Here is a 13,459-nt window from a genome sequence, read left to right as displayed (position 1 = left end):
GTCTTGAATGAGTCTTTCGGCATGTCATCCGCCATCAACAGGAGAAGGTCATGACTCAGACACGCGTCGAGCGCGACAGCATGGGCGAACTGGAAGTCCCCGAAAGTGCGCTCTACGGGGCCCAGACCCAGCGCGCCGTCAACAACTTCCCGGTCAGCGGCGAGCCGCTGCCGAGTGAATTCATCGCGGCCGTGGCGCGAATCAAGCGTGCCGCCGCGGAGGTCAATCAGGAGCTTGGCCTGCTCGACGAGGCGCGAGCCCGGGCAATCATTGCCGCTGCCGACGAGATCATCGATGGCCGGCATGCCGATCAGTTTCCCATCGATGTTTTCCAGACCGGCTCCGGCACCTCGACCAACATGAATGTTAACGAGGTGATCTCTCACCTGGCGAGTCGCGACGGGCTCGACGTCGGGCCCAACGACCACGTCAACATGGGGCAGTCGAGCAACGACGTGATTCCGACTGCGATCCATCTGGCGACGGCGGTGCAGGCCAAAACCCGACTGTTGCCGGCGCTGACCTACCTGCGGGCGTCGATCGATGACAAGGCGGCTTCCGTCGATGACGTGGTCAAGACCGGTCGTACGCATCTGATGGATGCCATGCCGGTACGGCTGAGTCAGGAGCTGGGCGGCTGGTCCAGCCAGATCGGGCAGGCGATCGAGCGGCTCGAGGACGGGCTCAAGCGGATCACCCGGCTGGCGCTTGGCGGCACCGCGGTCGGCACCGGCGTCAACGCGCATCCCGACTTCGCCGGCAAGGTGGCCGAGCGGCTGGCGCGTGACACGCAGCTCGAATTCCGGCCCAACGACAGCTTCTTCGCGAGCCTCGCCTCTCAGGATGCGGCGGTCGAGTTCTCCGGCCACCTCAAGAGCTACGCCGTGGCGGTGATGAAGATCGCCAATGATCTGCGCTGGATGAACGCCGGGCCGCTGGCGGGACTGGGCGAGATCGAACTGGAAGCGCTGCAGCCGGGCAGCTCGATCATGCCGGGCAAAGTCAATCCGGTGATTCCCGAGTCGGCGGCGCAGGTGGCGGCGCAGGTAATCGGCAACGACGCCGCGATTACCGTCGGTGGACAGAGCGGCAATTTTCAGTTGAACGTCATGCTGCCGATGATCGCGCACAACCTGCTGGGGTCGATCCGGCTGTTGAGCAATGTCAGCCGGCTGCTGGCGGATCGTGCCATTGCCACGTTCAACGTGCGTCGCGACAACATCGAGACGCCGCTCTCCAAGAATCCGATCCTGGTGACCGCGCTCAATTCGGTAATCGGCTACAACGCGGCGGCCGCGGTGGCCAAGAAGGCCTATCAGGCAGGCCGGCCGATCATTGATGTGGCCGAAGAGGAGACGGCGCTTTCCCGCGAGGAGCTGGAGCGGCTGCTGGACCCGGCCAGGCTGACCGAGGGCGGCATTCCCGAATAGGTCGATCGCCGGTTCGTTAACACGCACAACGCCACCCCTAGGGGTGGCGTTGTGTTTTTGGGGATGAACGCACCTCAGGGCCCCCAAAGCGTCGCGCCGGCGGGCCGGCGCAGCGGGATCACTCTTCGACCTGGATGATCTTCATGGTGTTGGTGCCGCCGTGGGCGTTCATGTGATCGCCGCGGGTCAGGATTACGTGATCGCCCTTGGCCGCGAGGCCACGGCTGACCAGTTCGTTGACCGCCCCGGTATTGATCTCGGTCAGCGGGAAGCGCGAACTGTCGAAGACCATCGAGACGACACCCCGATAGAGAGCCATGCGCCGTTGGACTTTCTGATTCTCGGCGAGACCGATGATCGGCAGGCCGGAACGGATGCGCGAGGCAATCAGCGGCGTGTAGCCGGACGCGGTCAGACAGGCGATCGCGACCACGCCGGAAAGGTGGTTGGCAGCGTACATGGCCGACAGTGCGACGGTCTCGTCGATACGCGAGAAGCCTTCGTGGATACGGTGCTTGGACTCCTGCGCGCTACGCTCGCGCTCGGCGCCGAGGCACAGCCGGTTCATGGCGCGAATCGTCTCCACCGGGAAGTCGCCGGCGGCTGTCTCGGCCGACAGCATGACCGCATCCGTGCCGTCGAGCACGGCATTGGCAACGTCGAAGACCTCGGCTCGCGTCGGCAGCGGCGAGTCGATCATCGACTCCATCATCTGCGTCGCGGTGATGACGACTTTGTTGAGCGTCCGAGCGCGGGCAATCAGGCGCTTCTGCACGCCGATCAGCTGGGCGTCGCCGATTTCCACGCCGAGATCGCCGCGAGCGACCATGACCGCTTCCGAAGCGCGGATGATGTCGTCCAGCGTTTCTGGGTCGGCCACGGCCTCGGCGCGCTCGATCTTGGCCACCAGGCCGATCTCCTGACCCGCTTCGCCCAGCAGTTCGCGAGCGTGCTGCATGTCCGCGCCGCTACGCGGGAAGGAGACGGCCAGATAGTCGACACCGATATCGATCGCCGTCTTGAGGTCTTCCTTGTCCTTTTCGGTCAGCGCGGCGGCGGAGAGGCCGCCGCCCTGCTTGTTGATGCCCTTGTTGTTGGTCAGCTTGCCGCCGACCTTGACCGTGGTGAAGATCTGAGACCCTTCGATGCGGTCTACCTCGAGCACCAGGCGACCATCGTCGAGCAGCAGGACATCGCCCGCGGTCACGTCGTCGGCCAGTTCCTTGTAGTCGCAGCCCACGCGCGTCTCGTCCCCGGCATCGCGGTCGAGCGAGACGTCGAGCACGAACGGCTGACCTTTCTCCAGCTTGACGCCACCCTCGGCAGCGAAGCGCGCGATGCGAATCTTCGGCCCCTGCAGGTCGCCCAGGGCGGCCACGGCGCGCCCGTGGCGTTCGGCGGATTCTCTTACCGCCTTCAGGCGGCGGCGATGGTCCTCCGGATTGCCGTGGGAAAAGTTTAGACGGACGACGTCGACGCCGGCCTCGATGATGGCATCCAGCACGCCCTCGCGATCCGTGGCGGGACCGAGGGTGGCGACAATCTTGGTGCGGCGAATCGGGCCGTGAAACGCGTGCTGCATGGAAACTCTCCTGGCAACTGATTGATTCGTCCCGCCGCGCCGTCGCGGGCGACGATATGTGGTTATTTTACAACAAGGTGAACGGGTTGTCTGAGAAGCCGCTTTAGACTATTGCATCAAGATGATGGTGTCTCCGGGCGATAAGAGTTCATCGTGAATGTTGTTGTTCGGAGTGTAGCGCGACAGCCTGCGGTGTGACATGGACGAATCGGCATCGAGCCGCAACACTGCAACCAGTCGCTGTCGATCACTGCGTCCAGTCAGCGTTAATAATTGCCGTCCCGCGACTTGGAATCGCCGTTGCAGGCCCCATGATGGGGGGCCATCGAGGCAGAACGAGCGGCTTCCGACAAAGCCAACCTTCGGCTGGCGCCGCGAGAAAGGCTAGGGTAGGGTAGGCGCATTTTCCGGCCGGCCCCCGATTCTTGACTGTTGGAAGGTGTTGGCAAGTGTGGGCAAGTCATCGTCGTCGAGCACGCCACCGGCCGAGACAGCCGCCGATAAACGAAGCTATATAAATGAAGCAGGAGCGCTATGGGCAAGTCACTGGTGATCGTGGAGTCTCCGGCCAAGGCCAAGACCATCAACAAATATCTCGGCAACGATTTCGTGGTGAAGTCGAGTGTCGGGCATATTCGTGACCTGCCGACCAGTGGATCGTCCAAACAGGCCAGCGACCCCAAGGAGCGGGCGCGTCAGGCTGCCGCGACACGCAAGATGTCGCCGGAAGAGAAGGCTGAATACAAGAAGCAGAAGCAGTGGGATCAACTGATCCGGCGCATGGGCATCGATCCCGAGCACGGCTGGCAGGCCAATTACGAAGTGCTGCCGGGCAAGGAGAAGGTGGTCGACGAGCTGAAGAAGCTGGCCGACAAGAGCGATACCATCTATCTCGCGACCGATCTTGACCGCGAGGGGGAGGCGATTGCCTGGCATCTCAAGGAGACCATCGGCGGCGATGATTCGCGCTACAAGCGCGTGGTCTTCAATGAGATCACCAAGAATGCGATTCAGGAAGCCTTCAAACAGCCCGGTACGCTCAACCTGGCGCGGGTCGAAGCGCAGCAGAGCCGGCGCTTCCTGGACCGCGTGGTCGGCTTCATGGTGTCGCCGCTACTTTGGAGCAAGGTCGCGCGTGGCCTGTCCGCGGGGCGCGTGCAGTCGGTGGCGGTGCGTCTGATCGTCGATCGCGAGCGTGAGATTCGTGCGTTCAATCCCGAAGAGTTCTGGGACGTGCACGCCGATACGGTGACGGCCGACGGCGAGCCGTTGCGCTTCGAGGTCGTGCGTCAGAACGGCGAGACCTTCCGCCCGACCTCCGAGCAGGAGACGATGACGCGCATCGCGCCGTTGCGTCAGGATTCGCTGAGCGTCACCAGCCGCGAGACGCGACCGACCAGCTCCAAGCCCGGTGCGCCGTTCATCACCTCGACGCTACAGCAGGCCGCGAGCGGACGACTTGGGTTCTCGGTGCGCAAGACGATGACGCTGGCCCAGCGCCTCTACGAGGCGGGGTACATCACCTACATGCGTACCGACTCCACCAACCTGTCTCAGGATGCGGTGGCCAGTGCTCGCGATTTTATTCAGGACGAGTACGGCGAGCGTTACCTGCCGGAAGCGCCCAACCGCTATTCGAGCAAGCAGAACGCCCAGGAGGCGCACGAGGCGATTCGTCCCTCGAGCGTGACGCAGCGCGCCGACGATCTGCCGGTGGAGCGCGATGCGCAGCGTCTCTACGAATTGATCTGGCGCCAGTTCGTGGCGTGCCAGATGGTGCCGGCGGAGTACCTGGCCACCACGCTGACCATCGAGACCGACGGTTTCGAGCTGAAGGCGCGCGGCCGCGTACTCAAGTTCGACGGTTATACCCGCGTGATGAAGTCGATGACCAAGAAGGACGAGCAGGCACAGCTGCCGGATATCGGCGAGGGCGCGACGCTCAAGCTCGAGCAGCTCGACCCGCAGCAGCACTTCACCAAACCGCCGGCGCGCTACACCGAAGCGAGCCTGGTCAAGGAGCTGGAGAAGCGCGGGATCGGTCGTCCTTCCACCTATGCGGCCATCATTTCGACCATCCAGGACCGTGGCTACGTCAAGCTCGACAACCGGCGTTTCTATGCCGAGAAGCTCGGCGAGATCGTCACCGACCGCCTGGTCGAATCGTTCAACGATCTGCTCGACTACGGCTTTACCGCGCGTATGGAAGACCAGTTGGACGAGGTCGCCGAAGGGCACGAGAACTGGCAGCAGCTGCTCGACGCCTTCTACGCTGATTTCAAGCGCAAGCTGGAGCACGCCGAAGGCGAAGAGGGCATGCGCCCCAACGAACCGATCGAGACCGATATCGCCTGTCCCAGCTGTGGCCGGCCGATGCAGATCCGTATCGCGTCGACCGGCGTGTTCCTCGGCTGTTCCGGCTACAATCTACCGCCGAAGGAGCGCTGCAAGACCACCATCGATCTGATTCCGGGCGAAGAAGCGGTGCCGGCGGATGCCGACGAGGCTGCCGAGACGGATGCGCTGCGCGCCAAGCGGCGGAATCCGAATACCGGTACAGCGATGGACAGCTACCTGATCGACGAGGGCCGCAAGCTCTATATCAGCAATGACGATGACGGCTATTACGAAATCGAGCAGGGGCGCTTTCGCATCAAGGGCTACGATGGCCCGGTCATCGAGTGCGACAAATGCGGCTCGGAGATGCAGTTGAAGAGCGGCCGTTTTGGCAAGTACTTCGCCTGCACCAGCGACGAGTGCGGTAATACCCGCAAGCTGCTCAAGAGCGGCGAGGTCGCGCCGCCCAAGATCGACCCGATCCCCATGCCGGAGCTCCAGTGCCAGAAGGTCGACGACCACTACGTGCTGCGCGACGGCGCCAGCGGGCTGTTCCTGGCGGCCAGCCAGTTCCCCAAGAATCGCGAGACGCGGCCGCCGCTGGTCAAGGAGCTCAAGGCGCATGCCGGCGAGCTGCCTGACAAGTACCACTTTCTGCTCGAAGCGCCGAGCGAGGATCCGGACGGCCGGCCGGCGCAGATCCGCTTCTCGCGCAAGACCAAGAGTCAGTACGTGATGACCGATCAGGACGGCAAGGCGACCGGCTGGCGCGCCACCTACGAAGACGGCCGCTGGCAGGTCGAGGACAAGCGCAAGTGAGTCCTGTTGCGCGCACCAACCAGCTTCTCTACCAGGTAGAGCTGCTGCTGGCACAGTCGCCTGGCGACGACGAGCATGCGCCCGCGCGGCGCATGGCGCTGGAGGAAGCGGCACTGGGCCAGCTCGAGCTGGCACTCGATGCGCTACTGCGCGAGGTGACGTCGCATACTGACCTGCTGCGCAACGGTTGGCGGCAGTGGTTGGCGGATACGACTGTAAACGTCGCCGAACTCTCGCGGCTGCGCGAGCTGGCAAACACCGATGGGAGTTGGCTTGCCTGCCTGCTGCAGCGTCTCGACGCACTCCATGGGGACGACGGCGCGTCGCGTCGCGAGCCGGCTGCCGGCATGATCGCCAGTGCCGCCACGGTGCCGCTGGCGCGGGAGCTTGCGTGGTGTCATCGCGAACTCAAGGCCTTGTTGCCCGGTCTGCGCGAGGGCAGCTACGAGTGGTGACGCTCTCCGGGTAAACGTGGTAGCCTGTGAATAGACATCAACGGCCGGGGTTCAAACCCTGGTCGTTTTTTATTGCTGGTCATCCTTCACATCAGTTGTCGTCGCGACGGGAGAAGTTAGCCGTGTCAGATACCGCGATTCTGGAAATCGTCGAACTTGCCAACGGAGATGTGGTGCTGCGACCGGCCGAGGCGTCAAGCGAGCCGCTGGTCTCGATCCGTTTCTCCGAAGAGGCGCTGGACCTGTTGCGCCGCAGTCGTTTCGACGTCGCGCGTGAAATGCTCGATCACGCGATCACGCGGACCCATCTCTGGGACGGTGACGACGACGAGGCGCCCGAGCAAGCGGCCGAGACCGTTCACTGAGAAACGGCCGCGAAAGCCCTTACTGACCGAAGCCGGCCACCAGCGCAGCGATGATGGCGACGGCGGCAGCCGTCAGGGCTGTCGGCAGCATGCCACGGCGGCGGGTCGCGCTGTAGAGAAAGAAGGTCGGGAATGCGACGGTCATGGCGACCATCGAGATTACCCAGGCATAGTTGGCCATCGGGGCGTGGCTCCTGCGTCGGTGTAACGATAAGTTCGACTTGTCGAGCGCGCATTATACAGATCGCGTCGCGGCTTGCGGTAAACGCGACGACGACTTCAGGGGACTTCCATGGCATCACACTGGCCCGCGTCCGAGAGCGGGGCACTGCGTCTTTCCACGATAATGGCCGCGCTCATTGGCGGCGTCGCGCTCGCGGCGTCGGCGCTGACCGGCTCCCAGGCCATTCTTCTCGATGGCCTCTTCAATGCCATCTATGCCGTCGTCGGTCTCTTCGCGCTGCGCATCGGGCGTCTGGTAGTGGCGCCGGACGACGATACCTATCCTTTCGGCTACGGCTATTTCGAATCGATGGTCAATGCCTGCAAAGGCTTATTGATGCTAGGCGTGTCGGCGCTGGCGCTGTTCAACTCCGGGGCGGCGCTGTTCGCTGGCGGCAACGCGATCGCCGCGGGTTCGGCGATCGGCTATGCCGTCTTCGCGACCCTGGCCTGCAGTCTGACCGCCTGGGTCCTGCGTCGCGTGCGCCATCGATTGGCCAGCCCGCTGGTCGATGCCGATATCGATAACTGGCAGATCAATGCGCTGATATCCGGCGCGGTACTGCTCGCGTTCTGCCTGATCCCGCTAGCGCGTGTTCTCGGCTGGAACGTGATCGTGCCCTATATCGATGCCTGCCTGGTGATCGCCGTGGTCCTGCTGTGCCTGGGCGTGCCGATACGCATGGCGCGAGGGGCATTGCTGGAGCTGCTCAACCGCTCGCCGGCGCCGGCGCTGGTGCGGCCGGTGAAGGCGGCGGTCGAGTCGACGTTGGCGCCGCTGTCGCCGCAGGCGCTCTATGTGCGCATGGTCCGACCCGGGCGCATGCTCTATGTGACCGTGCACGTGGTGGTCGAGCGGGGCCATCCGCTATCGCTTTCGGAGGCCGACGCCTGGCGAGCGCGTCTCGATAGGGCCGTGCGTGACGTATTTGCACCGGTGATCGTCGAAACGCTATTCACGGCCGAGGCGCGCTGGGCCGTGCCCAGTGCGGGTCATGGCGTCGCCGAATCCTGAGTGTTCGGCGACGCGGCGTGTTTTCAGCCGGCCCGTGGGTCAGCGTAGTTTGCTGATACGCAGTTCGGCGACCTGGGCCGGCGGCAGGAAGGAGTCCGGCCGCGCCTCTTCCCAGTAATTCTGGAACACCGTGTGCTGGCTGTTGCCTTCGAGCAGCTCGTCCGGCTTGAGAAAGGTGAACAGCTTGTCGTAGGACTGGATCTCATCGCTGGAAACGCGGCGGATGATATGTTCCGGCCCCAGTTCGCTAGGGTGCTTCAGCCCCGCCGCGGCCAGCATCTCTGCCAGTCCACGCAGCGTATTGCGATGAAAGTGGTAGACCCGATCGCTTTTGTCGGTGACATCCAGGTGGCGGCTGCGCGACGGGTCCTGGGTGGCGACGCCGCTGGGGCACTTGTCGGAGTGGCAGTTGAGTGCCTGGATGCAGCCGAGCGAGAACATGAAACCGCGCGCCGCGTTGCACCAGTCCGCGCCCAGGGCCAGCGTCCTGGCAATGTTGAAGCCCGAGGTGATCTTGCCGGCGGCGCCAATCCGGATCTCCTCACGTAGCCCGGCCCCCACCAGCGTATTGTGAACCAGCATCAGTGCCTCGGTCAGCGGGACGCCGAGGCGGTTGATGAACTCCAGCGGGGCGGCGCCGGTACCGCCTTCGCCCCCGTCAACGACGACGAAGTCGGGACGCTGTCCCGTCTCGCGCATCGCCTTGACCATGGCGAACCACTCCCACGGATGCCCGATCGCCAGCTTGATGCCGATCGGCTTGCCGCCGGAAAGCTTGCGCAGGCGACCGATGAAGTGCATCAGCTCGAGCGGTGTCGAGAACGCGCTGTGGGCGGCCGGCGAGACGACGTCCTCGCCGACCGGGACCTCGCGGGCCTCGGCGATTTCAGGTGTCACCTTGGCCGCCGGCAAGATGCCGCCGTGCCCCGGCTTGGCACCCTGGGATAGCTTGATCTCGATCATCTTCACCTGCGCGTCGCGGGCATTGGCGGCGAAGCGCTCTTCGTTGAAGGTGCCATCATCGTGGCGGCAGCCGAAGTAGCCGGAGCCGATCTCCCACACGAGGTCACCGCCGTGAATGCGGTGGTAGCGGGAGATCGAGCCTTCGCCGGTATCGTGGGAGAAGCCCCCTCGACGCGCGCCAGCATTGAGCGCCTCGATGGCATTAGCCGACAGCGAACCGAAGCTCATCGCCGAGATGTTGAAGACGCTGGTGCTGTAGGGCTGGGTGCAGAGGCTGCTGCCGACCGTGACGCGAAAGTCATGGTCCTCGATGTGACTGGGCCGCAGCGAGTGATTGATCCACTCGTGGCCGGGGGCGTACATGTCCAGTAGCGAGCCGAACGGCTTCTTGTCGCTCTCGTTCTTGGCGCGCTGATAGACGACTGCGCGCTGCTCGCGAGAGAACGGACGCTCGTCGAGGTCGGACTGAATGAAGTACTGGCGGATTTCCGGCCCGATCGACTCCAGCAGGTAGCGACAGTGCGCGAGAATCGGATAGTTGCGACTCAGCGTGCGTCGCTTCTGCCAGCGGTCGTGCGTGCCTAGCCCCGCCAGGGCGCCGAAGATCGCGACGCCCCACCACCAGCCGGCGGAGAAGGCCAGACCGATCAGCGACAGAACGAGTAGGCAGATGACGGCGAAATAGGTGGTATGGCGCAGCGGAATGCGGGAGAGGCCCTTGGCTTGGATCATGCGAACATCGGCTCCTGGCTGGATAATCGTCACGGTGCCGGAGTCACCGCGGCGATCAGCATAGCGCAGGAGCCGATTGGCCTACGAATTCGCGATCGTCACTTGAAGCGTGGAAATTCGCCGGCCTTCAGGCGACGCATATAGCTCTTGTAGTCAGCCTTGACCTCGCTGGCGAACCAGTAGAGCCCGATGATGTTGGGAATCGAGCAGGCGAATAGCATGGCGTCCGAGAAGTCGACGACCGCCCCGAGGCTCATGGTCGCCCCAAGTATGGTGAAGAGAATGAAGATGATCTGCATGATCAAGCTGACGCGCGGCGTGCGTCCGAACAGATAGTTGCCGGCCAGTACGATGTAGTAGGAGTAGGCGAGAATCGTCGAGAAGGCGAACAGCACCACGGCCACCGCCAGCACGAACGGGAACCAGGGCAGGGCAGAACCGAAGGCTTCCGACGTCAACTGCACGCCGCTGATATCGCCGGCATTTTGATAGGCGCCCGAGACGACGATGACCAGTGCGGTCATGCTACAGATGACCACGGTATCGATGAACGGTTCATGCAGGGCCACGATCCCCTCGGTGATCGGCTCGTCGGTCTTGACGGCGGAGTGAGCGATGGCAGCTGTGCCGATGCCGGCCTCGTTGGAAAAGGTGGCGCGTCGAATGCCCTGAATCAGCGCGCCGATGAAGCCGCCGGCGACGCCTTCCGGCGAGAAAGCGCCGCTAATGATCTCGACCACCGCGCCGGGGATTCGGTCGAAGTGAATCGCCAGTACCGTCAGGCCGCCGAGCAGATAGAGAATGGCCATGCCGGGCACCAGCTTGTCGGTCACGCTGGCGATACGCTTGACCCCGCCGATGGTGACGATGCCGACCAGCGTGGCGACAATGATGCCGAACAGCCAGGCCTTGTCGGCAAAAAAGCTGCTCTGTTCCCCGGTGACCGCCAGGACCTGCTGATAGGCCTGGTTGACCTGGAACATGTTGCCGCCGCCGATGGCGGCGCCGATGATCATCAGCGCGAAGAACGCGGCCAGGAATTTGCCCAGGCCGGGTAGGCCGCGGCGCTCGAAGTTACGACTCAGATAGCGCATGGCGCCGCCAGAGACTGAGCCGTCCTCGTTCTCGATGCGGTATTTGACCCCCAGCGTACACTCGACGAACTTGCTGCTCATGCCGAGCAGCCCCATGACGATCATCCAGACGGTGGCGCCGGGGCCTCCGAGCGAGATCGCGACGGCCACGCCAGCGATATTGCCGAGTCCGACGGTGCCGGAGAGTGCGGTCGCCAGGGCCTGGAAATGAGAGATCTCGCCCGCCGAGCGGGGGTTGGTATAGACGCCGCGCAGCAGCTGGAAAGCGTGGCCGAACGATCGCAGATTGATGAAACCGAAGTAGACGGTGAAGAAAGTCGCGGCGATCCCCAGCCACGCAACGATCAGCGGCAGGTCGACGCCGGCGACCGGCACGGAAAAGAAGATGATGCCGGCAACGGTATTGGCGACCGGGCCGATGATGGCGTTGATGGCCGCATCGATACTGCCTTCGGCTTCCTGCGCCTGGGCCGGCAGTATCCAGAGGGACGCGAGAACAATAGCGAATAGGGCGAATGGCCTTCGCAGCATGATGGCACTCCTGCTCAGTGAATTGTCTTTGTCGAGCGAGTGGCGTGTGTCGACCGGGTCGACGGTCCTTGTCGTTGTGACGGTCGTTGTCGTTGTGGTCGTTGTGGTCGATGCGCCCCTCTGCGGGGGCTGGCACCGATGGCTCAGGGCACGACCATAACCGGAATCGGGCAGATCTGGACCAGATGGCTGGTGGTGCTGCCGAAGATGAGATTCAATGGCGAGCGGCCTTGTCGACCGACGTAGATCTCTTGGGCGCCGACCTCCTTGGCGTAGTCGATCAGCAGGCGTGAGGGATGGCCATAGCGCACTTCGCCATCGATCTTGAGACCGTCCCGGGACAGCTCTACCAGCAGAGGCTGAAGCACGCGGTTTTCGACCTCGGCCATCTCACGCTTACGATCGGCGCCGCGGGTTTCCGCTTCCTGATGTGTGTAGATCTTGTAGGGCGACCAGTCGATGACGTAGAGCACCTTCAGGTCGGCGGGCATCAACTTGGCGCGTTCGGCGGCAAATCGTGCGGCGCGGGCGCTGCCCTCGCTGCCATCGACACCGACGACGAATATCTGGCTCATCCTTCTCTCTCCTCCGAGTGGGCGGCGGGGCCGCCATGGCGAGACCGGCTTCGCGTTGGTGAGAGGGCGTGGACTGACGACTGTTTTGTTTTCAGCATGGCCAAAAGCGAAGAAAGTGCAAATCCCGGCGTTTATCCAGCGTTGGTGGCCGCGCCGCGCGACGACGCCGTTTATCTGTAGCAGGAGTCTATCTACGTGAGGCATCACCGTTCTTTTCTGCGCCTGCGTCTGATCGTGCTGGCGTTGCATCTCTATATCGGCTGGCGATTGGTGCCGGCAATCTCATCGAGCGCGGCGGCCGGCATGCTGTTGGCGGCCTACCTGCTGGTGAGCGCTTTGATGATCCCGCTGGTCATTCGGGTCAGCTGGCTCAACGGCCGCTGGCTGGCCTGGCCGGTGTCGTTGATGACTGGGGCTTTCTCGTTCCTGCTGGGGGCAACCCTGCTGCGCGACGTAGCCCTGATCGCGTGGCGTGTCGCCGGGCCGTTACCGTCGGATTTGGCGTGCCGCAGCGCCTGGGTCGCGCTCGGTGTCGCGCTGGTTGTCTCCTGCTATGCGGTGTGGCAGGCGCGGCGGTTGCCGCGAACGCGCGAGGTGGATGTCCCGCTAAGGGGTCTGCCCGCACCGCTCGAGGGCTTCTCGATCGTGCAGTTGAGCGATCTGCATGTCGGCCCCACTATCAAGGGGCGCCATCTGCAGCGTATCGTCGCGCGCACCAATGCACTATCACCGGATCTCGTCGCGATTACCGGTGACCTCACCGATGGGCGCGTCGATGAGCTGGCCGACGACGTCGCGCCACTCGCGGCGCTAGAGGCCGTGCACGGTGTTTTCTGCGTGACTGGTAACCATGAGTACTACAGCGAGGCCGAAGCGTGGGTGGGCGCGCTGCGTCGTCTGGGGCTGCAGGTGCTGGTCAACGAGGCGACGCTGCTTGAGCGTGACGGCGCGCGCTTGGCTGTGGCCGGTATCACCGATCTTTCTGCTGGCTACTACGTGCCGGCGCACCGTAGCGACCCGGTACAGGCCGCGCGGGAGATTCCGGCCGGGGTGGCGACAGTGCTGCTCGCGCATCAGCCCAATTCCGCACCGGCGGCGGCCGAAGCGGGGTTCGACCTGCAGCTGTCCGGGCACACGCATGGCGGGCAGATCTGGCCCTGGAGCCTGCTGGCGAAACGCGCCAATCGCTTTCTGGCAGGGCTTCATCGGGAGGGCGAGATGTGGGTCTATACCAGTCGCGGCACCGGCTACTGGGGGCCGCCGATGCGCTTCGGTGCGCCGGCCGAGATTACGCGCCTGCGGCTCTGTCGCGCGGAATGACCGTCAAACGCCCGTGACG

11 protein-coding genes are annotated in these 13,459 nt (G+C 63.9%); 6 read left to right on the top strand and 5 right to left on the bottom strand.

All coding sequences use genetic code 11. The features are described from left to right. Positions 1-50 precede the first annotated feature (50 nt). Positions 51-1,430, top strand: a complete 1,380-nt coding sequence (locus tag MC381_RS04425; RefSeq protein ID WP_251976525.1) for a class II fumarate hydratase — start codon at positions 51-53, stop codon at positions 1,428-1,430. 118 nt (positions 1,431-1,548) lie between these two features. Here MC381_RS04425 and pyk read toward each other — a convergent pair whose 3' ends face one another. Further along, positions 1,549-3,012: a pyruvate kinase gene (pyk, locus tag MC381_RS04420; RefSeq protein ID WP_251976524.1), complete on the bottom strand. Its 1,464-nt coding sequence runs from the start codon at positions 3,010-3,012 to the stop codon at positions 1,549-1,551. A 534-nt stretch (positions 3,013-3,546) separates the two neighbouring features. Here pyk and topA point away from each other — a divergent pair. The 3 genes from topA (at position 3,547) to MC381_RS04405 (ending at position 6,988) form a co-directional block, all read left to right on the top strand. Next, entirely contained in the window at positions 3,547-6,168 is a 2,622-nt protein-coding gene (gene topA, locus MC381_RS04415; protein WP_251976523.1) for a type I DNA topoisomerase, read from the top strand. Further along, positions 6,165-6,623 (top strand): DUF6586 family protein, encoded by a 459-nt coding sequence (locus MC381_RS04410; RefSeq protein ID WP_251976522.1) that lies wholly within the window; start codon positions 6,165-6,167, stop codon positions 6,621-6,623. Before topA ends, MC381_RS04410 begins: the two co-directional genes overlap by 4 nt. A gap of 122 nt (positions 6,624-6,745) precedes the next feature. After that, entirely contained in the window at positions 6,746-6,988 is a 243-nt protein-coding gene (locus MC381_RS04405) for a hypothetical protein (protein WP_251976521.1), read from the top strand. Positions 6,989-7,007: 19 nt separating this feature from the next. On the opposite strand, the gene MC381_RS04400 is transcribed toward MC381_RS04405, so the two are convergent. Further along, entirely contained in the window at positions 7,008-7,169 is a 162-nt protein-coding gene (locus MC381_RS04400) for a hypothetical protein (protein ID WP_251976520.1), read from the bottom strand. Between the two features lie 111 nt (positions 7,170-7,280). Between MC381_RS04400 and MC381_RS04395 the strand changes: the two genes are divergently transcribed. After that, entirely contained in the window at positions 7,281-8,225 is a 945-nt protein-coding gene (locus MC381_RS04395; RefSeq protein WP_251976519.1) for a cation diffusion facilitator family transporter, read from the top strand. A gap of 39 nt (positions 8,226-8,264) precedes the next feature. Here MC381_RS04395 and MC381_RS04390 read toward each other — a convergent pair whose 3' ends face one another. The 3 genes from MC381_RS04390 to MC381_RS04380 all read right to left on the bottom strand — a co-directional run bounded on the left by MC381_RS04390 (position 8,265) and on the right by MC381_RS04380 (position 12,120). Beyond that, a complete protein-coding gene (locus MC381_RS04390) occupies positions 8,265-9,920 on the bottom strand; it encodes an FMN-binding glutamate synthase family protein (protein WP_251976518.1) in 1,656 nt (551 codons plus the stop codon). 98 nt (positions 9,921-10,018) lie between these two features. Further along, a complete protein-coding gene (locus MC381_RS04385) occupies positions 10,019-11,545 on the bottom strand; it encodes an alanine/glycine:cation symporter family protein (RefSeq protein WP_251976517.1) in 1,527 nt (508 codons plus the stop codon). A 143-nt stretch (positions 11,546-11,688) separates the two neighbouring features. Further along, positions 11,689-12,120, bottom strand: coding sequence for a universal stress protein (locus MC381_RS04380; protein ID WP_251976516.1), 432 nt, complete (start codon positions 12,118-12,120; stop codon positions 11,689-11,691). 195 nt (positions 12,121-12,315) lie between these two features. Between MC381_RS04380 and MC381_RS04375 the strand changes: the two genes are divergently transcribed. Next, the gene (locus tag MC381_RS04375) at positions 12,316-13,440 is read left to right on the top strand and encodes a metallophosphoesterase (RefSeq protein ID WP_251976515.1); all 1,125 of its coding nucleotides are present in this window, start codon (positions 12,316-12,318) and stop codon (positions 13,438-13,440) included. Positions 13,441-13,459 lie beyond the last annotated feature (19 nt).

Source organism: Salinicola avicenniae, from assembly GCF_023736115.1.
GTDB classification, from domain to species: Bacteria; Pseudomonadota; Gammaproteobacteria; order Pseudomonadales; family Halomonadaceae; genus Salinicola; species Salinicola avicenniae.
This window is presented reverse-complemented; position numbering and strand designations above follow the sequence as displayed.

What these genes read in the sequence shown, in the direction of transcription:
- MC381_RS04425 (WP_251976525.1), top strand. Translation starts at nt 51, where the DNA reads ATGACTCAGACACGCGTCGAGCGCGACAGCATGGGCGAACTGGAAGTC.
- pyk (WP_251976524.1), bottom strand. Translation starts at nt 3,012, where the DNA reads ATGCAGCACGCGTTTCACGGCCCGATTCGCCGCACCAAGATTGTCGCC.
- topA (WP_251976523.1), top strand. Translation starts at nt 3,547, where the DNA reads ATGGGCAAGTCACTGGTGATCGTGGAGTCTCCGGCCAAGGCCAAGACC.
- MC381_RS04400 (WP_251976520.1), bottom strand. Translation starts at nt 7,169, where the DNA reads ATGGCCAACTATGCCTGGGTAATCTCGATGGTCGCCATGACCGTCGCA.
- MC381_RS04395 (WP_251976519.1), top strand. Translation starts at nt 7,281, where the DNA reads ATGGCATCACACTGGCCCGCGTCCGAGAGCGGGGCACTGCGTCTTTCC.
- MC381_RS04390 (WP_251976518.1), bottom strand. Translation starts at nt 9,920, where the DNA reads ATGATCCAAGCCAAGGGCCTCTCCCGCATTCCGCTGCGCCATACCACC.
- MC381_RS04385 (WP_251976517.1), bottom strand. Translation starts at nt 11,545, where the DNA reads ATGCTGCGAAGGCCATTCGCCCTATTCGCTATTGTTCTCGCGTCCCTC.
- MC381_RS04380 (WP_251976516.1), bottom strand. Translation starts at nt 12,120, where the DNA reads ATGAGCCAGATATTCGTCGTCGGTGTCGATGGCAGCGAGGGCAGCGCC.